This is a genomic window from Sorangium sp. So ce448, assembly GCF_051520915.1.
Taxonomy (GTDB): Bacteria; Myxococcota_A; Polyangia; order Polyangiales; family Polyangiaceae; genus Sorangium; species Sorangium cellulosum_B.
On the sequence record NZ_CP150343.1, the window covers coordinates 2129110 to 2149044 of the forward strand.

Consider the following 19935-nt stretch of genomic DNA (forward strand, 5'->3'; position numbering starts at 1 on the left):
TGGCCTGACCCTCACTCCTTCCGCAAGAGCCCGTATCGCGCGAGCTTCCGGTACAGCGTCATCCTCGGGATCCCGAGGCTCCTCGACACCTCGCTCACGTTCCAGCGGGAGAGCTCGAGCGCGGCGCGGATCCGCTCCTCCTCGGCGCCCTGGTGCTCGGCGCGCGACCGGCCCCGCGGCGCGGGCGCCGCCGCCGGCAGCTGGATGTCGGCCGCGCCGATCTCCGGGCCCGGCGAGAGCACGCACGCGCGCGAGAGCACGTTCTCGAGCTGCCTCACGTTGCCGGGCCAGCCGTACGACGAGAGCCGCCGGAGCGCGCCCCGGGACAGCCGGAAGGCCGGGCGGCCCTGGCGCGCCGCGAGCTTCTCGACGATCGCCTGCGCGATCGCCGGGATGTCGTCCGGCCGGTCGCGCAGCGGCGGCAGGCGGATCTCGATGACGCTGACCCGGTAGTAGAGATCCTCGCGAAAGCGCCCCCGGGCGACCTCCTCCCGCAGATCCCGGTTCGTCGCGCAGACGACCCGCACGTCGGCCACCGAGACGCTCCGGTCCGACCCCACCGGGCGGATCGAGCGCTCCTGGAGCGCGCGGAGCAGCTTCGCCTGCACGCCGAGCGGCACCTCCCCGAGCTCGTCGAGGAACAGCGTCCCGCCCCGCGCCGAGACGAACAGCCCGCCGTGATCGCGGACCGCGCCGGTGAACGCGCCCTTCACGTGGCCGAAGAGCTCCGACTCGAGAAGCGCCTCCGGCAGCGCGGCGCAGTTGACCGCCACGAACGGCCCGTCCCGCCGGGGCCCGCCCGCGTGGATCGCGCGCGCGACGAGCTCCTTGCCCGTGCCGCTCTCGCCGGTCACCGTCACGGTCACGTCGCTCTCCGCGACGCGCTCGCAGAGCGCGAGCACCGCGCGCATCGGCGCGCTCCTCCCCGCGATCTCCGGGAAGTCGCGGCGCGCGTCCGCCCGGGTCCGCTCGAGCTCGTGCGAGAGCCGCTCGATCTCGTCGGCCTGCGAGCGCATGAGCTCCGCGACCCGCCGCTGCTCCTCCTCCAGGGCCCGCGTGCGGTCCCGGAGCTCGGCCATCAGCCTGCCGTTGTGCAGCGCGACCGCGATCTGGTCGGCGAACGCGCCGAGCAGATCCGCGTCGCCCTCCGCGAACTTGCCGCGCTGGAACCGGTTGTCGAGGTAGACGGCGCCGAGCACCGCGCCGTGCGCGCGGATCGGCACGCACACGATCGACCGGAGCCGCAGGCCGTGCACGGACGCGTTCCCGTGGAACCGCTCGTCGGCCAGCGCGTCGACCGTGAGCACCGCCTCCCCACGCTCGACCACCCGCTTCGCGATCCCGTGGCTGAACTTGAGCTGGCTCTTGCCGACGCGCTCGCGATCGAGGTTCCGCGCGACAGCGACCTCGAGCTTGCCCTTCGCGTGGCCTCCCGGTTCCGGCGACGGCGACGGCGACGGCGAGGCGAGGATCACGAACCCCCGCTCGGCGCCGGTCAGCTCGATGGCCGCGTCCATGGCGAGGCGGAGCACCTCCTCCGCGTCGAGCGTCGAGCTCAGGCGCCGGTTCACCTCGAGCAGCTTCAGCACGAGCTCCATGCGGGCCCCCGGCGGCGCGGGCCCGCCGCGGAGCGCGGCCCGCCGGGGGTGCCGCCAGAAGACCTCGGCGAGCTCGGCGGGGAGCGTGCTCCCGATGCGCTCCCAGCACTCGAGCGCGGCCGTGCGGTGCCGCTCCGCCAGCGCCGTCGCCGACCGGAGGCGGAGCACCGCGGCGGACACCTCCTCGTGCTTCGCGTGGAGCTCGAGCTGCGAGACCCTCGCCACGAGTCCCGCGCCCCGCTGCACCTCGGCGAGGGCCGCGTCCGTGTCGCCTCGGGCCAGCGCGAGCTCCGCGCCCGCCGTCGCGTGGCGCAGCGCGAGGTCCGCCGCGTCGGTCTCCCGGAGCAGCGCCGCGGCCTCGGCCAGCCGCGCGCCCGCCGCGGCCCTGTCCCGCGCCGCGAGCGCGACCTCCGCGGCGTGGATCACCGCCTCGCACGCCTCGCGCTTCGATCCGCGCGCCGCGTGGCCGGCGCGGGCCTCCTCGAGCAGCCGCGCCGCCTCGCCGAGCGCGCCGCGCGCGGCGGCGATCTCCGCGGCGAGCCCGAGCGCCGCCACGGCGATCTCCTCGGGGGCCCTCGGGCCCTCGGGCGCTCGCATCCGCGCGACGGCGAGCTCGGCGCGCTCGAGCAGGCCGACGTCCGCGTGGATCTTGGCGAGGTTGAAGCGCAGCGTCGCCTCGGTCCGCTCCTTGGCGAAGGCGATCGCCGCCCGGAGCCCGCGCTCGTAGCAGCGCAGCGCCGCGCCCCAGTCGCCGAGCTGGTGCCTCGCCGTCCCCAGGTTGAGCGCGGCCGTCGCGAGCAGGTCGCCGAGGCCCTCGGCCTCGGCCAGGTCGAGCGCCTCCTGGAACCCGCGCGCCGCGAGGGCCGCGTCGCCGGCGCGGTAGGCGTGGAGCGCGTGGTAGCTGAGCGTGCGGGCGCGGGCGCGGGGCGAGCCCGACGCCGGCCGCAGCGCGACGGCGCGCGCCAGGCTCTGGAGCGCCCCGGCCTGGTCGCTCAGGTACCCGAGCGCGAGGCCCAGCGTCTCGGCCAGCTCCGCGGCGGTCTCGCGCGCCTCGCCGCTCGCGGGCGCGCTGTCGGCCTCGCGCGCCTCGCGCGCCTCGCCGCTCGCGGGCGCGCCCTCGACCTCGCGTGATCCGAGCGCCGCGAGCGCCCCCTCCGCCTCGCGCCGGGCCTCGTCGTAGCGGCCGAGGCGCAGCAGGCAGCGCGCGGAGAGGCTCGCGAGCCGCCCGCCCCAGGGCCCGGGCGAGAGGGCCCGCGCGCGCCCGAGCTGCCAGAGCGCCCGCTCGACCTTCCCGAGCTTCTCGTAGCAGCGCGCCGCCCGGTACGAGAGCTCCGCGCCGACGTCGGCGGGCGGCCGCGCGCGCCTCGCCCGCGCGAGCAGCGAGAGCGCGCGCCGCGGGTCGCCGGCCGCCTCGATCGCGGACGCCGCGGCCACGAGCGTCCGTGGCGCCGGCAGGACCTCGCAGGCGGCGTCCGCCGCGCGCACCCAGGCGCGCGGCGCCCACTCGAGCATCGGCCCGGACGCGGCGAGCGCCCGCCGCGCCGCCTCGTGGTCGCCCGCGAGCACGAGCGCCCTCGCCCGGTCCGCCGCGCGCTGGCTGCGGACCGCCGGGCCGAGGGCCGCCTCGTCGGCGCCGGCGAGGTGGGCCGCCATCGCGGCCGCGACCTCGCGCACGACGCCCGCGTCGAGCCAGGGCAGGATCGCCCTGGCTTGCCCGGGCTGACCGAGGCGGAACCCCTCGCCGTCGAGCCGCGCGAGCCCCGCGGCCTCGAGCGCGTCGAGCGCCGCGCGCCCCACGCCGAGCGCGGCGGCGGCCTCGGGCCCGAGCGGGTCCGCGACCGCGAGCGCCGCGAGGGCGCGCGCCTCGCCGAGGTCGAGCGCCGCCACGCGCCGTCGCCAGAGCTCCGGGGTGCCCGTCGTGTGGACGAACCTGTCGAGCTCCGCCTCGCTCAGGCCGCGCTGCGCCAGCGCGGCGCAGAGCTCCTTGAGCGCGCGCGGCCGGCCGCCGCTCGCGCGCAGGAGGTCCGACGTGCGCGCCGCCGTGGCGAGGGGCGCTGTCCAGACCCGGACCGCGTCCTCGCCGAGCGGGCCCAGCGGCAGCTCGACGACCGCGCCGCCGCCCACGTCGAGCCGCTCCGCGGAGGCGATCAGCCAGAGGACGGCGTCGGTCGGCCCGGTCGATCGCACGAGCGCCTCGAGCAGCGCCCGGTCGTGCGCGCCCAGCCTGTGGGCGTCGTCGATCGCGAGCACGCGCGGCCGGCGCGGCGCGGGCAATCCGTACGGATCGCGCAGATCGCGCGAATCCCGCAGATCGCGCGGATCCCGCGGCGCGCGCCCCGCCTCGCCCTCGCGCCCGCGCGCCCCCGCGAGCTCGCCGCGGGCCCCGAGCAGCGCGTCGACGCCGGCCGGGAGCGCCGCGCCGCCGAGCGCCCGGACCAGCAGCGCGCGCAGCGGATCGTCGCCGCGGGGCGCGCCCTCGACGACCTGCGCGCGGAGCTGCGCGCGCCACTTGAGCTCGCGGAACAGCCGCGATTTGCCCGCGCCTTCCTCGCCCGTGACGATCACCGCGCGCGGCCCGCGCTCGCCGCGGAGCAGCGCCTCGAGCGCCGCGCCGAACGCCTCGACCTCGCGCTCCCGGCCGACGATCTCGCCCGGCTCGCTCACGACGGCGGGCGCGCGCCGCGGCAGGCCGCCCGCGGAGAGGGCCTCGAGGACCTCCTCGACCCCGGAGGGGCGGCTCGCCGGATCCTCCGCGGTGAGCCGCTCGGCGAGGCGGCGAGCGGCGGCGGGCGGCGCCCCGGAGAGGAGCGGGAACAGGGCCTCGAGCGTCCGCCCCACCGCGAAGAGGTCCGAGCGCGCGCTCGGCGGGGCCCCCCGGAGGAGCTCCGGCGCGAAGAACCGCGCCGTCCCCGAGAGGTCCCCCGCGCCCGCGCGCATCCTCCGCGCCGCGCTGAGGTCGATGAGCACGCCCGCGCCGTCGTCCCGCACGAGGACGTTCTCGGGCTTGAAGTCGCCGTGGACGATGCCGGCGCCGTGGAGCCACCCGAGCGCGTCGAGCGCGTCGAGCAGGACGGGCAGGGCCGCGCGGAAGGCGCGCCCCCGCGCGTGCTCGGCCAGCGTCCGGCCCCGGATGAGCTCCGTCGTGGCGTACGTGAGCGGCTGGCCCGGCGCGCCGCCGGACGTCGTCCGGGCGAAGTCGTACGCGCGCGGGAGGCGCGGGTGAGCGCAGGCCGAGAGCAGCGAGAACTCCCGCCGGAACGCCTCGAGCGCGCCCGCGGAGCCGAAGCTCAGCGATTTCATCGCGACGTCGCGATCGAAGAGCCGGTCGCGCGCCTCGTAGACCGAGGCGAGCCCGCCGCGCCCGAGCGCGCGCACCACCTCGTAACGGCCATCGACCACGGCCCCTGGCGCAATGCCGTGGTGTACCATCGGTACAATATGGTACAGAATGGTACAAAAGGGGCCCACGATCTCCGCGGAACGCAGCGGATCCCATTGGCGCGACTCTTGAACAGAGGGGCGGCGTGATGCGCTGGCTTGCTGTCCTTCTCGTCGCGTGCGCCGCCGGGTGCGGGGTGAACCCCATCCCGGAGCCGCCCTTCGAGCGGCCGCCGGCGCTCGCCGGCGACGTCGTCGGCGCGGTGTGCGACGAGTGCGACGGCGCCCCGCTGGAGCTCACCGGGGCGCCCGGGAGCGTGACCGACGCCGACGTTGTCTGGGCGGTGAACCTCGATGGGACCGCGCCCCCGGTCGTCGCGCCGGTCGCGGGCGACGGCAGCTTCGCGCTCGACATCGACGGCCTCCGCGGGAACGAGCTGCGCCTCCAGGCGCGGCGCGGCGCGCTGCGCTCCGAGCCGGTGGACCTCGTCGCCGGGGTCGGCGCCCTCGATCCGTCGCCTCGCCCGCTCGCGGACTGCTTCGAGGTCGAGCGGGAGCTCGCGCTGCCCGAGGCGGCCTCCGGCGCGACGTCCAGCAGCGCCGTCGCGCTCGCGCACGCCTGCGGCGCGCCGCTCGCGATCGACAGGATCGCGCTGCGCGCCCCCGCGCCCGAGTACAGCCTCGAGGGAACGGCGGCCCCCGTGGTCCTCGAGGCGGGGAGCGCCGGAGAGCTCCGCGTTGTGTACCGGCCGACCGGCGCCGCCGCGCGCGAGGAAGTGGCGCTGATCGAGGTGTCTTCACCGGAGGTCTTCCGGAGGGCGGTGACGCTCTTCGTGCCCGGCGCTCCCTGAGTCGATTCCAGCTCTCCGCTCCTCCGGGAGGCTCGAGACGGGCCTCGAGGGGGAGCTCGCATCTCCCAACCCACACGAGAAAGATACGGAGATCACCATGCGAACCTGTGCCTTGTTGCTTCTTGCGGCCTCTTCGATCGTCGGACTGCTCGGCTGTCACCCTCCCACGGGCGGCGGCGGCGGGGCGTGCCCGGATCCGGACGATCCGGGCGTCCACTACGTCTCTCAAGATCCGGACGAGTGCGCGCTCATCGACTTCGTCTGCGCGGAGGGACAGCGGCTGATGACCGAGCCAGGGTGCGGCTGCGGCTGCATCGACGAGGAGTCTCCCCCCGCGTGCCCGGACCCGGGTGATCCAGGCGTCCGTTACGTCTCTCACGATCCGAACGAGTGCGCGCTCATCGACTTCGCTTGCTCGCCGCCAGAGGAGCTCTTCGGCGGCGAGTGCGGCTGTGGCTGCGTCGGCCCCGCGCCGGAGACCTGCCCTGACGCCGCGGATCCGGACGTCCGCTACGTCTCTCACGATCCGGAGTACTGCCACCTCGTCGACTTCATCTGCGCGCCGGGAGAGGCGCAATTCTCCGACGCGTGCGGCTGCGGCTGCGTCGGCCCGGCGCTCCCCGTCGGGCGCACTCAAGGCAAGTGACCGCGCCCGCGGCTACCCGCCCTGGCCGACGCGCTCGCCCGGCCGGCCGGCGCGCTCCGCAGGGAGAGCCCGCCGCGCCCTGAAGCGCCCCCCGTCTCCGCCCTCGCCTCTCGCCTCCTGCGTAGGGCTCCCCACAATATCGATTCACGGCTGGCCCGCTCGGCCCGCGCCGCGCGGAAGCTGCTGTGGAAGCGAGCGCTGCGGGGCGGCCGTGTGGAATTGATTACATGCGCGCACCTGAAGCGCGCTCCGGATCGATGTCCGACCGGTTGCTCGGAAGTTCTCCAGTTGTTTCGTCGACGACGGTGATAGGCTCGCCTGTGCGACGTGGGGGGAGGACGCGACCGGGATGAAGAGTGGGCCTGTCGAACAGCGCACGTCGAAGGCGATCGGCGTCGCGGCGGTCTTCCTGGACAACTCCTTCAACGCAGCGGCCTTCGCCGGCATGCACCGCGCCGCGCGCGCGCGCGGCTACGAGCTCCTCCTGATCCGCGCGACGCCTCGGGACGTCCTCGCGCGCGGGATGGCGCTTCACCACGTGGCCGGCTGGATAACGATGTACACCATCGACGGCCTGGAGGAGCTGCTCTCCGATGGGAAGCCCGGCGTGATCTTCTGCGCGCCCGCGCTCGGCCCGCGCTGCCCGGTCGTTCGGGCGGAGAACCACGCTACGATTCACCAGCTCGTCGACCACCTCGCCCGCCTCGGTCATCGCCGTATCGCCTACATCGGCAAGGCGACGTCGGACGACTTCATCGAGCGGGCCGGCGCGTTCGAGGAGGCGCTGCGCGCGCGCGGCCTCGAGACCGGCCTCAACCTGCTCTCCGAGTTCCAGGAGTGCACCATCCTGTACACCGAGCAGCGCGTGCGGGCGCTCATCGAGCGCGACGGCAAGTTCTGCACCGCGCTCGTGGCAGGCAACGACGAGATGGCGATAGGCGCCATCAACGCGTTTCGGGCGCGCGGATACCGCGTGCCCGAGGACATCGCCGTGGTGGGGTTCGACGACATCAGCGCCGCCCAGCACTGCCAGCCGCCGCTCACCACGATACGGCAGGACCCGGTGCTCCTCGGGAGCACGGCTGTCGAGCGCCTCATCGATCTCCTCGACGGCCGCCCTCCTCCGCAGCTCGTGACCCGCGTCCCCGCCGAGCTCGTGGTGCGGCGCTCGTGCGGCAGCGCTGCGTGGGAGGCCGCGCCGTCCGTGCCGGAGCTCGACGCGCCGCCCTGCGACTGGGAGCGCGAGCTGCCCCGGCAGCTGAGCGGCCTGATCGAGGGGCCGAGGTGCTCGCAGCCCGCCGAGGCGCCCCTCGCCTGGCCGGAGGCCGAGGTGATCGTGCGGGGTCTCGGCGCGGCGCTCACCGGGGCGGAGCTGCCGGACGTGGAGACGCTCGATCGCGCCTTCGGCGCGGCGGTCGCGCGCAACAACAGGATCGACGTCCTCCTCGCGGTGGTGAGGCACATCGAGGCGACCGCCGCGCGGCAGCTCGCCGGCGCCTCGGATCCGGACGCCGCGCGCCGGCTGGAGACGTTCCTCGACCGCGTGCGCCTCTCGCAGCAGCGGGCCCTCGTGGCGGCGGAGCGGTACAGCGTGAAGAGCCTCGAGCGGCTGGTTCGCGCCAACGTGAACATGAGCAGGCTCCTTGTCTCGAAGCAGGTATGGACCGACGAGCGCCTCGGGTGGCTGGCGCACACCACAGTGCGCGTCGCGTGCGTCGCGCGCTGGGCGGACGATCCGGGCGCGGACGGGCCGGAGGCCGTCATCGAGAGCGTGCACACCTGCGATCCGGACGTGGCCGCGCTCGTGGGGCGACGGTATCCGGCTGGCCTCTTTCCGCCGCCCGCCCTGCGCGCGGCCGCGTTGCCGGACGAGCCGAGCGGTTTTCTCGTGATTGTCCCGATCGTGAGCGCGCAGCGCGACTGGGGGACCCTGGTGATGGGGGGGCTGCACACGGAGAGCTTCGCGGACAACCTCCACCCGCTGTCCATGTGGGTGTCGCTCCTGATCGCCGCGTTCGAGCAGCAAGAGATGGCGGTCGCGCTGCAGGCGGAGCGCGACATGCTGGCCGCCGCCTACGAGCGCGAGCGCGCGCTGGCGAGCACGGTGCGGGAGCTCGGCTGTCCCGTCATCCCGCTGCTGCCCGGGGTGCTGCTCATCTCGCTGATCGGCGCGATCGACGCAGCGCGGGCGCAGCAGATCACGGCGGCCGCGCTCTCGGGCGTCGCGCGGGAGGGGGCCCGGTGGGTGCTGCTCGACGTGACCGGCGTGCCGTTCGTCGACGAGGCGATCGCGGCGGCGCTGGTGCAGACGGCGCAGGCGACCCGGCTGCTCGGCGCGCGCGTGAGCCTCGTCGGCGTCGGGCCCACGATGGCGCAGGGCATGGTCGGCCTCGGGATCGAGCTGCGCGGCATATCCATCTTCCAGTCGCTGGCGGCCGCCATCAGCGAGCTGACCAGGCCAGAAAAGAAGACGAAGACGAAGGCGAGGCGGGCAGAGTAGCGCCGCCTCGCGCCATCCTCGGACGCTCGTCCGCGCGCTGCGGCCTCGCCCGTTCGATCGCTTGATGGCGCGATCGCTCGAATCACTTCATCAGGAGCGTCACCGCCGCGCGCCCGGCGGCCTCGGTCAGCCGCCGCATGTAGTCCCAGTTGAGCTGATCGACCCGGTCGCAGCGCTGGTGGTAACAGGGGTTGCCGTCGTCGCCGAAGAAGTCCTGCGATATGGCCACGGCCGGCGCCCCGTAGCGCCAGAACGCCGCGTGATCGCTGCGGTTCGTGCAGGCGTCCACCCGGGTCAGGCCGAGGTCGCCGCGCGACGCGGCCTCCTCGACCAGCGCGGCCAGATCGGACGACGTGTTCTCGTTGCAGTGGATGACGTGATAGTGCCCGTCGTCGTTGGAGTCGTAGCCTGTCATCTCCAGATCCAGGACGCCGACCACCTGCTTCATCTGCCCGTTCCGGTAGAGCTTGCTCGCGTAGGCCCGTGAGCCGAGGAGGCCGTCCTCTTCTTGGTCGAAGGCGACGACGCGGAGCCCGATGCTCAGCTTCACGTCCTTCAGCGCGTGGGCGATGGCGAGCGACGACACGATGCCTGAGCCGTCGTCGTCGGCGCCCGCGTTGCTCATGGAGTCGTAGTGCGCCGAGAGGATGAGGACGCGCGACGGATCGGCGCCGGGCCTGTCCGCCGTCAGGTTGACGCCCCGGCTCCAGCCGCTCTGATAAGCGTGCTCCTCGACGGTGAGCCCGATCGCCTCGAATTGCTGGCGCATCCAGGCGCGGGCGAGCGCGCGCCCGTCCTCGGAGCCGCGCTCGCGGATGACCGCCGAGCGGCCGCCGACGGTCACGGGCGCGGCGCCGGAGAGCTCCTTGAGCCGCGCCTCGAGGAACGCGGCGTCGATGTGGAGCTCGGGGAGATCGGCGGCGTCGCGCCCGTGATCGTCGCGCGGCGCGCGCGTCCCGGCCGGAGCGCGGTCCGCCTGTCGTCCCGGAGCGCGCGACAGGACCACCTCCTGCTCCCCCAGCGGCTCCGGGTGAAGGCGGTGCGAGCCGAGCCAGTCATGGGGGTCTCGGCCCGTCGGGACGGCGACGGCGGCGATCCCGCCGACGCGCGCGCGCTCGCCCGGGAGCGCCGCGCTGGGCAGCGGCCCCTCCACGAGGTAGAGCGAGGCCCCGCGCTCTTCTTTCAGAGTGACGCTCTGCCAGGCGTCATCGACGCTGGCGCGGGTCACGACGACCTGGCCAGTCTCCGTCGCGAGCCGGTTCAGGAACGTGCTGACCGTATCCTTGCCCACGTGCGAAACGTGGATCTCTCCGGCCGCCGGCGCGCCCGGATCTCCGGACGCGCACGACGTCGAGGCGAGCGCAAAGGCGGCGCCCAGCGCGGCGAGGGCGCTCGAACGATTGCGGCAGGTTGTCATGGCGTCTTCCCCTTTCGGCGACACCGTACGGATCTCAAACGAATTATCCAAGCACTATCTCGCGGTGAGTCGAGCTTTGGATCGAATCGCGTCAAATGCAATGAGGGACACACGCGCGCTCCACCGGAGCTCTGGAGTCATGGTCCAGCTCGTCAGTCCGTGAGTGATGACGAGGCCGCTCGTCCTGTTCGCGCAGCCGCGCGGCCCGCCGTCTCGTGGTCGCTTACGTGAACGTTGACGCGAACGTTGGTTCGGTCACTGTTCGGGGGGGGTTCCGTCTCGCAGCGCGAGCTGCCCTCGACGGCAGGTATCGATGGCCGACGCGAGGATGCGCATCGCCTCCTGCGGCGCGTGGAAGCCGGACGAGTTCTCCGCCTCCGCGAAGTCGACGAAGAACTGACATTTCCGCTGCGCCGCGCGCGGCCCCGCGAGCGCTTCTTCGGCCATCCCGGCCTCCTTCGCCCGGCGGATGTCGCCGATGAGCGCGGTCACGGCGTCCATCGCCCGGTTGCGCGCCTCGAAATGGCGCGACTGGATCGTCTCCACGCGCTGCCGGAGCTCGTCCTCGGGCCACTTGTGGCACGTCTGGCACGCGCGGTTCACGTTGAGGAGCGGGCTCTGCACGTGGTGATCGCTGATCTTCGTCGCGCCGACCCGCTGGTAGGGCATGTGGCAGTCGGCGCAGGCCACGCCGGAGCGGGCGTGGATGCCCTGATTCCACATCTCGAACTCCGGGTGCTGCGCCTTCAGCACCTTCGCGCCCGACTCCGCGTGCGTCCAGTCCGAGTGGCCGTTCTCCTCGTAATAGGCGTAGATCTCGTCGACCTTGAGGCCCTTCGCCCACGGGTACACGAGGCGCTTCTCCGGACCCTTGAAGTAATACTCCACGTGGCACTGGCCGCAGACGTACGAGCGCATCTCCTGGCGCGTGGCCATCGTGTTGACGTCGTAATTGGCCTCACCCGTCGACGCCTTGAGCGCGCGGATCCCCTCGATGAACCCGGGCCGCGTCACCCGGAGCTGCATCGACTCCGGGTCGTGGCAATCGATGCACGAGACCGGGTGCGTCACCAGCTTGCGCGCCTCGGGGAAGGGCATCTGGTTCATCGCCTCCCACCCGCGCATCAGGTCGCCGCCGCCGAGCTTCTTGTACGGCACGTACACGGACGCATGGCAGTGAATGCAGGTGCCCGGCTGCTTCGTCGCGACCTGACGCTCGGTGTACACCTGATCCTCGAGCATGTGGGCGTGCCCGCGCTCCTCCCGGAAGTCGCGCGCGAAGGCGTAGCCGGCCCACATCGTCTTCAGCCGACCGTCCTCCTCGAGCTTCGATTGCGCGACCACGCTGCGCGGATCGGCCTCCGTCGGCGTGCGCGGCACCGCCTCGCTCCCGCCGAAGCGCGTGCGCTTCTGGTCGACCGTGCGCCGGTAGCCGTCGTACTGGAGGGGGAAGTTCTTCCCCCAGACGGCCGGGTCGTCTATCGTGTCGTCAAGCTCGACGACCCGATAGAACGGGCTCTTCGCCTCCTGCTTGTGCTCAAAGATGTTCACCAGCAGCGCGGCGATCCCGGCGGTCGCCGCCGCCGCGGCGAGCGCCGCGAGCGGCAGGTAGCGCCAGCGCGCCGGCGGCCTGCCGGCGCGCTCGCTCTTCTGCGTGGATCCTTCGTCCTTCGGCTCCGTCATCGATTCCATCCCTCGTGCAGGGGGCGCCCCTCAGTGCAGGTGGCCCACCGATTCATGGCAGCGCACACACGAGAGCCCCGCGGCGCCGTGGTGCTCGCTGTCGATCGCATCCACGACGTCGCCGTGACACCCGCGACAGGCCTCCTCCGTGATGCGTAGATTGCTGGGCTTGATCCGGATCGGGTCCGGGAAGCGGCCCGAGGTGAAGGCGAAGGAGTGCCAGAACCCGTTCGACGCCTTCGTGGCATATTTCCCCAGGAACGTGTGCGGAGCGTGACAGTCGTTGCACCCTGCCACCGCCCGGTGGCTGGAGCGCTGCCACCCGGCGAACTGCTCGTTCATGATGTGGCAGTTGGCGCACGCCGACGGATCGCTCCCCAGGTACGAGGCCCCCTTCGCATAAACGAAGGTGTACCCGCCGAGCCCGGCGGCCACGCCGAGCGCGACGCAGAGCGCGAGGAGCAAGGCTCCTGTGGAGCCACGCCCGCCGCGCGCTCGCTCGCGCGCCCGCGGCTCCGGCGGTTCATCTCGCCGTTGCGCTTCCGTCATGGGATCTTGTTCGTGGGTCATCTATCGCCGGACCGGTTCATCGATTCTCGATCCTCGACCCGCCGCTTTGCAAGGCAGGTGCCGCTGCGTCTCGGCCGGAGCGGCGATCGATGGCCCGGCGGCGGGACGAGCCGACTCGGCGCGAAGGGCGACCGCGGGACGCCGCGGCGGGCCGGCGCACGCGGCCGCAAGGCGTGCGCAGCGGCGCAGATTCCGCGCTGGCGGGCGCTCCCTGCGGCCGCTGTTCCCGCCGCGGCCCGTCTGCGCTAGGGAGCTGGCCAGGAGACGTCACGTGACCCTCGACGAGCACGGGTTCCACCAGAAGACGCCGTTCACGCCGTACCAGCGGCGGCTGTTCTGGTTCCTGAGCGTGGCCTCGTTCTTCGAGGGCTACGACTTCCTGGCGCTCACGCAGATATTGCCCAACTTCGGCGCGCAGATGGGCCTCTTGCCCCGCCACGAGGGGCTGCTCGTCGGGGTCATCAACTCGGGCACGATGATCGCGTATCTCCTCGTGCGCAAGGCCGACCAGTGGGGGCGGCGGCGGGTGCTATCCGTCACCATCGCGGGGTATACGATCTTCTCCGTGCTGACGGCGTTCGCGCCGAACGTCTATGTCTTTGCCGTCTTGCAGCTCCTCGCGCGCATCTTCCTGCTCGGGGAGTGGGCGGTCAGCATGGTGTACGCGGCCGAGGAGTACCCGAGCGATCGGCGCGGGATGGTGATCGGCGTCATCCAGGCGTTCTCGAGCCTGGGATCCATCGTGTGCGCGGGCGTCGTGCCGCTGCTCCTCGCGACGCCGTACGGGTGGCGAAGCGTGTACCTCGTCGGCGGCATCCCGCTCGTGCTCATCGCGGTCGCGCGGCGCGGCCTGCGCGAGACGGCGCGGTTCGAGCAGGTGGCGGCCGAGCGAAAGGGGGAGGGGACGCCGCCGTTCACGCGCATCCTGCGCACGCCGTACCGCAAGCGGATGCTGCAGCTCGCCTTGATCTGGGGGCTCACGTACGTTTGCACCCAGAACGCGGTGACGTTCTGGAAGACGTTCGCGCTCCGGGAGCGCGGGCTCAGCGACGGCGAGGTGGGCGGCAGCATCACCTTCGCCGCGCTCGTCTCGATGCCGCTCATCTTCGCCTCGGGCAAGCTGCTCGACGTGGTGGGCCGCCGCAAGGGCGCGGTGATCATCTATGCGCTGGCGGCGGCCGGCGTGCTCGGCGCTTACTCGCTGGGCTCGCGGGGCGCGCTCACGGCCGCGCTGGTCTTCGCCATCTTCGGCGCGAGCGGGGTGCTCCCCGTGCTGAACGCCTACATGACCGAGCTCTTCCCCACGCACCTCCGGAGCGACGCGATCGCCTGGTCGAACAACCTGCTCGGCCGGATCGGCTACATGCTCTCTCCGATCGCCGTCGGCTTCGCCGCGGAGGAGATCGGCTGGGGACCGGCGGTGTCCGCGACCGCGCTCTTCCCGCTGGTCGCGCTCGCGCTCATCCTGTGGCTCCTCCCGGAGACGCGCGGCAAGGAGCTCGAGGAGACGGCGCGGGTATAGCCTAATTTCGTGTGTCAGAAATCCGGCCAAGGATCGCCGAGACGCCACGAAGAACACAAAAATCCTGGCGTCTCGTGGCGCCTTGGCGGTTCCGGCATCCTGGCAGGGCGGGGCAGGTACCACACCACCGGGCGGTGAGGGCAAACGAGCGGGCTGACTGAAACGTGCTTGCTGTCGCGGGCTCACCGGCCGCGGGCCGGCTCGGCGGGTGATCGTGTCATGACGGAGCCCGCCCGCGGAGCTCAAGCGGTCGCCGCGGCGCCCGCGCGGTTCCGCACCAAGCAGCAGCTGTGGAGTTCCTGCGGTCTGGAGTTCGTCACCAGTTAATTTGGTGGGAGCGCTGGGCTGAACTAGATCCGCCCCGTCCGAACGATCCCGATCGGTCTGTACGGAAGAGCCTCACCAACGCGTCGTCGTACGTCTGCGTGCGAGCGGCCGAGGTGCGTCCGGAATGCGGACCGCCAAGACATTCAGGTCGCCCGCGTCGCCCATACCGACGTCGCGCGCGAGAAGTCAGCGAATATGCAACCTTTCACGCTGCCCGACTTCTACATGCCGCATCCGGCGCGCCTCAATCCGCACCTCGAAGGCGCGCGCGCGCATACCAAGGCCTGGTCCTACGAGATGGGTATCCTGGAGGAGAACCCGAAGGAAAAACCCATCTGGACCGAGAGCGACCTCGACGCGCACGACTACGCGCTGCTCTGCGCGTACACCCACCCCGACGCGCCCGCGCCCGAGCTCAATCTGATCACGGATTGGTATGTCTGGGTGTTCTTCTTCGACGACCATTTCCTCGAGATTTACAAGCGCACCAAGGACATGCGCGGCGCCAAGGCGTACCTCGACCGCCTGCCGCTCTTCATGCCCGTCGTGCCCACGGGGACGCCGCCGGAGCCGACGAACGTCGTCGAGCGCGCGCTCGCGGACCTCTGGGCGCGGACCGTCCCGCTCACCTCGGTGCACTGGCGCGAGCGCTTCCTCGAGGCGACGAAGAACCTGATGCTCGAATGCATGTGGGAGCTCGCCAATATCCAGGAGAACCGCGTCGCGAACCCGGTCGAATACATCGAGATGCGCCGCAAGGTCGGCGGCGCGCCCTGGTCCGCGGGCCTCGTCGAGATCGCCGTGGGCGCCGAGGTCCCGGCCGCCGTCGCCGCGACGCGCCCCCTCGAGGTCCTGCGCGACACGTTCTCGGACGGCGTCCACCTGCGCAATGACCTGTTCTCGTACCAGCGGGAGGTCGAGGTCGAAGGGGAGAACGCCAACTGCGTGCTCGTCCTCGAGCGTTTCCTCGGCGTCCCCACGCAAAAGGCGGCCGATCTCACGAACGAGATCCTGACGTCGCGGCTCCAGCAATTCGAGAACACGGCGCTCGTCGAGGTGCCGGCGCTCTGCGTCGAGTACGGGCTGACGCCGGCGCAAGCCCTCGACGTCGCCAGGTACGTGAAGGGGCTGCAGGATTGGCAGTCCGGCGGCCACGAATGGCACATGCGGTCGAGCCGCTACATGAACGAGAACGCGGACAAATCCGCGGACGTCCCCGATTTCCCCGGGACGCCGACGGGGCTCGGCACCTCGGCGTTCCGGATCAGGCTCACGCCCGCCGCCCTCGGTTTGCAGCGGATCAAGACCCTCACCCACGCCCCGTTCCAGCCTGTGGGCAGGATGCCGCTCCCGAAGATTCACATGCCGTTCAAGCTCCGCTTGAGCCCGCATCTGGCCGCGGCGCGCCGGAACACCCTCGAGTGGGCCCGGAAGTTCGCGATGCTCGACGTGGTGCCGGGCGTCTTCGGGTCCGGGATCTGGGACGAGCGCAGGTTCATCGGCTTCGATTTCCCCATCTGCGCCGCGGGCATTCACCCGGACGCGTCCCCGCACGAGCTCGACCTGAGCTCGGCCTGGCTGACGTGGGGGACGTACGGCGACGATTATTTCCCCCTCGTGTTCGGCGCGACGCGGGACATGGCGGGCGCGAAGCGGTTCAACGCCCGGCTCTCGATGTTCATGCCCCTCGACTGCGCGGGCGCCCCGGTGCCCGAGAACCCGGTGGAGAGCGGCCTGCTCGATCTCTGGATCCGCACGGCCTCCCCCATGTCGATGAATTCGCGGCAATCGCTCCGCCGCAGCGTCGAGACCATGACCGGGAGCTGGCTCTGGGAGCTCCTGAACCTGACCCAGAACCGGATCCCGGATCCGGTCGATTACGTCGAGATGCGCCGCAAGACGTTCGGCGCCGATCTCACGATGAGCCTGTCCAAGCTCACGCTGGGCGATGTGGTCCCGGCCCCGATCTTCCGCACGCGGACGATGCGAGGGCTCGACAACACGACGGCCGACGTGGGCGGGTGGATCAACGATCTCTATTCGTACCGCAAGGAGATCGAGTTCGAGGGCGAGCTCAGCAATTTCGTGCTGGTCGCCGAGCGGTTCCTCGAATGCGACGCGCAGCGGGCCAAGGAGGTCGTCAATGACCTGCTCACGGCGCGCGTGCTGGAGTTCGAGCACATCGTCGCGACCGAGCTGCCCCGCATCCTCGACGAATTCGAGCTCGACAAGGCGGCCCGCGAGGCCGTGCTCGGATACGTCGAGAAGCAACGATTGTACATGGCTGGCGTCCTCAACTGGCACGTCGTGACGAGCCGGTACGTGGACGCGGAGCTCGAGCGCCAGCCGATCGAACGGGCGATCGATGGCGCGCGTGGGTTTGGCGCCTCTGCGGCGCGTATCAGCAGCTTCTTCGGCGCCGGAAGAGCCGGCGCCGGGGCTCCTGCTGCGAAGGCGGATCTTTCAATGGGTACGGCGCGGTCCGTGCCGGTGAAGCAGGGGCGGCCCTAGCCGTCCGGGAGAGAGGGACTCATGTCTATCACAGGGAATCTGGGTTCGATCGATCAGCACCAGACCAGCCTCGCGACGGCGGCCGCGAGGCAGCTCGCGACGACGACCAAGTCGGCGCCGCAGATGCAGGGCATCTCGTCGCGGTGGCTGGTCAAGCTCCTGCCGTGGGTGCACGTCAACGGCGTGTACCGCGTGAACCGCCGCCTGAGCTATGCGGTGGGCGACGGGCGGGTGACGTTCACGAACACCGGCGCGAAGATCCAGGTCATCCCGCAGGAGCTCTGCGAGCTGCCGCTCCTCCGCGGTTACGAGGACGTCGAGGTCCTCACCGCGCTGGCGAACCGCTTCGTGCAGCGTGAATTCAAGCCCGGCGACGTCATCACCGAGCGCGGCAAGGAGGCCGATCACATCTGCCTCATCGCGCACGGCAAGGTCAACAAGATCGGCGCGGGCAAGTACGGCGATGAGACGGTGCTCGCGGTCCTCGCGGACGGCGACCATTACAGCTACCAGGCGCTCCTGGAGACGCAGGATTACTGGGCGTTCACGGCCAAGGCCGTCACGGCGGTCACGGTGCTGACGCTCCAGCAGAACGTCTTCGATGAGCTCGTCGCCCAGCACCCGTCGCTGAAGAAGCACATCGACAGCTTCAAGGCGCTCGCCGCGAAGAAGCAGGACAACACGGGCGAGGCGGCGATCGAGATCGCGGCGGGCCACTCCGGCGAGCCCGTCCTCCCCGGCACGTTCGTCGATTACGAGACCTCGCCCCGCGAGTACGAGCTCAGCGTGGCGCAGACCGTGCTCCACATCCACACGCGCGTGGCGGATCTGTTCAACGAGCCGATGAACCAGACGGAGCAGCAGCTGCGCCTGACCATCGAGGCCCTGAAGGAGACCCAGGAGCACGAGCTCATCAACAACCGCGAGTTCGGCCTCCTGCACAACGCCGACCTGAAGCAGCGCATCCACACCCACAGCGGCCCTCCGACGCCGGACGACATGGACGAGCTCCTCGCCACGGTCTGGAGGGAGCCGTCGTTCTTCCTCGCGCCCCCGCGGGCCATCGCGGCGTTCGGCCAGGAGTGCAGCCGCGTCGGCGTCTATCCGCAGAGCATCGAGGTGAACGGCCACCGCGTCCCGGCGTGGCGCGGCGTGCCGATCTTCCCGTGCAACAAGATCCCGGTCTCGGACACGCGGACGACCTCGATCCTGCTCGTGCGCGCGGGCGAGAAGAACCAGGGCGTCATCGGCCTGCACCACGCCGGCATTCCGGACGAGGTCGAGCCGAGCCTCAACGTGCGCTTCATGGGGATCAACGACAAGGCCATCATGTCGTACCTCGTCAGCCTCTATTACTCGACGGCCGTGCTGGTCCCGGACGCGCTCGGCGTCCTGGAGAGCGTCGAGATCGGGCGCGCCCACGAATGATCCGCGAGCGGTAGGCGCTCCGCGTGTGCCCCGTGCAAACGCGGGGGACACGCGGAGCGCTCTGCTCTCCGAAGCCCGCAGAAGGAAAGGTACATCATGGCAAACGCCGAAAACCCTGGGATCGGGAACGATGGTGAGCGTTCGAGCCTCGGGACGCTGGGGGCGCGAAAGCTCGCGACGACGACCAAGTCGCAACCGCAGACGCAGGGGATCACGTCCCGGTGGCTCCTGCGGGTCTTGCCCTGGATCGAGGTCACGGGCGGCACGTATCGCGTGAACCGCCGCCTGAGTTATGCCGTCGGCGACGGGCGGCTCAGCTTCGGCAACATCGGGGCGAAGGTGCAGGTGATCCCGCAGGAGCTCTGCGAATTGCCGCTCTTGCAAGGCTTCTCGGACGACGCCGTGCTCGACACCCTGGCGAGCCGGTTCATCCAGCGGGAGTACAAGCCCGGCGCGCTGATCGCCGAGCGCGGAAAGCCGGCGGAGACGATCTTCCTGCTCGCGCACGGAAAAGCCCAGAAGCTCGGCGCAGGCAAGTACGGCGCCGACACGATCCTCGACGTCCTCGCGGACGGGGACCATTTCGGGGACCAGTCCGTCATCGAATCGAACGACGTATGGACCTATTCGGTCAGGGCCGTCACGCCGTGCATCGTGCTCGAGCTCCCGCAGCGCGTCTTCGAGGAGCTCATCTCGCGATCCCCGGCGCTCCACGCGCACGTCGAGTCGCTCAAGGAGCGGCTGAAGAAGCCGCAGGACAAGCTCGGACAGGCGGCGATCGCCCTCACCGCCGGTCACAAGGGCGAGCACGCGCTCCCGAGGACGTTCGTCGATTACGAGACCGCGCCGCGTGAATACGAGCTCAGCGTCGCGCAGACGGTCCTCCGGCTCCACACGCGCGTCTCGGATCTCTTCAATGATCCGATGGATCAGCTCCAGGAGCAGCTCCGCCTGACCGTCCAGGCCCTGCGCGAGCGTCAGGAGTACGAGCTCATCAACAACCGTGACTTCGGCCTCCTGCACAACGCCGACCTGAAGCAGCGCCTCCATCCCCGGAGCGGCCCCCCGACGCCCGACGACATGGACGAGATCCTCTGCCGGCGCCGCAAGTCGCAGTTCTTCCTGGCGCACCCGCGCACGATCGCCGCCTTCCACCGGGAGTGCAGTCGTCGCGGCATCTACCCGACCACCGTCGAGCTCTCCGGCACGCCGGTCGCGGCGTGGCGCGGCGTCCCGATCCTGCCTTGCGACAAGATCCCGATCAACGAGGACAAAACGAGCTCCATCCTCGTCATGCGCACGGGGCAGGAGCATCAGGGCGTCATCGGCCTCCACCGCACGGGCCTCCCCGAGGAGATCGAGCCCGGCGTCTCGGCCCGCAGGATGGAGACCGACGGCAAGGCCATTACCTCGTACCTCGTGAGCACCTATTACTCTGCCGCGGTGCTGGTGCCGGACGCTCTCGGCGTCCTTGAGAACGTCCAGATCGGGCGGTAGCCTCGGC

General features: G+C 71.6%; 11 protein-coding genes. 7 read left to right on the forward strand and 4 right to left on the reverse strand.

Annotation, left to right across the window (positions count from 1 at the left end; translation table 11 throughout):
- Positions 1-11: 11 nt before the first annotated feature.
- Positions 12-5027 (reverse strand): sigma 54-interacting transcriptional regulator, encoded by a 5016-nt coding sequence (locus WMF45_RS08105; protein WP_437716372.1) that lies wholly within the window; start codon positions 5025-5027, stop codon positions 12-14.
- 98 nt (positions 5028-5125) lie between these two features.
- On the opposite strand from WMF45_RS08105, the gene WMF45_RS08110 reads away from it, so the two are divergent.
- From WMF45_RS08110 to WMF45_RS08120, 3 genes are all read left to right on the forward strand, one after another.
- The gene (locus WMF45_RS08110; RefSeq protein ID WP_437716373.1) at positions 5126-5827 is read left to right on the forward strand and encodes a hypothetical protein; all 702 of its coding nucleotides are present in this window, start codon (positions 5126-5128) and stop codon (positions 5825-5827) included.
- A gap of 97 nt (positions 5828-5924) precedes the next feature.
- On the forward strand, positions 5925-6473 hold the full coding sequence (locus tag WMF45_RS08115) for a hypothetical protein (protein ID WP_437716374.1): 549 nt from the start codon (positions 5925-5927) through the stop codon (positions 6471-6473).
- A gap of 349 nt (positions 6474-6822) precedes the next feature.
- A complete protein-coding gene (locus WMF45_RS08120; RefSeq protein WP_437716375.1) occupies positions 6823-8973 on the forward strand; it encodes a substrate-binding domain-containing protein in 2151 nt (716 codons plus the stop codon).
- An 82-nt stretch (positions 8974-9055) separates the two neighbouring features.
- Here the strand turns inward: WMF45_RS08120 and WMF45_RS08125 are convergent, their stop codons facing one another.
- The 3 genes from WMF45_RS08125 to nrfH form a co-directional block, all read right to left on the reverse strand.
- A complete protein-coding gene (locus WMF45_RS08125) occupies positions 9056-10390 on the reverse strand; it encodes a M28 family metallopeptidase (protein WP_437716376.1) in 1335 nt (444 codons plus the stop codon).
- Between the two features lie 255 nt (positions 10391-10645).
- On the reverse strand, positions 10646-12073 hold the full coding sequence (locus tag WMF45_RS08130; RefSeq protein ID WP_437716377.1) for an ammonia-forming cytochrome c nitrite reductase subunit c552: 1428 nt from the start codon (positions 12071-12073) through the stop codon (positions 10646-10648).
- A 30-nt stretch (positions 12074-12103) separates the two neighbouring features.
- Positions 12104-12622 (reverse strand): cytochrome c nitrite reductase small subunit, encoded by a 519-nt coding sequence (gene nrfH / locus WMF45_RS08135; RefSeq protein ID WP_437716378.1) that lies wholly within the window; start codon positions 12620-12622, stop codon positions 12104-12106.
- Positions 12623-12914: 292 nt separating this feature from the next.
- On the opposite strand from nrfH, the gene WMF45_RS08140 reads away from it, so the two are divergent.
- From WMF45_RS08140 to WMF45_RS08155, 4 genes are all read left to right on the forward strand, one after another.
- Positions 12915-14165 carry an MFS transporter gene (locus WMF45_RS08140; protein WP_437550695.1) on the forward strand — a complete coding sequence of 417 codons (1251 nt, stop codon included), beginning with the start codon at positions 12915-12917 and terminating at the stop codon, positions 14163-14165.
- A 522-nt stretch (positions 14166-14687) separates the two neighbouring features.
- Positions 14688-17003 carry a family 2 encapsulin nanocompartment cargo protein terpene cyclase gene (locus WMF45_RS08145; protein ID WP_437716379.1) on the forward strand — a complete coding sequence of 772 codons (2316 nt, stop codon included), beginning with the start codon at positions 14688-14690 and terminating at the stop codon, positions 17001-17003.
- A 21-nt stretch (positions 17004-17024) separates the two neighbouring features.
- Entirely contained in the window at positions 17025-18431 is a 1407-nt protein-coding gene (locus WMF45_RS08150) for a family 2B encapsulin nanocompartment shell protein (RefSeq protein WP_437716380.1), read from the forward strand.
- A gap of 96 nt (positions 18432-18527) precedes the next feature.
- A complete protein-coding gene (locus WMF45_RS08155; RefSeq protein ID WP_437716381.1) occupies positions 18528-19928 on the forward strand; it encodes a family 2B encapsulin nanocompartment shell protein in 1401 nt (466 codons plus the stop codon).
- The last annotated feature ends 7 nt before the right edge of the window (positions 19929-19935 follow it).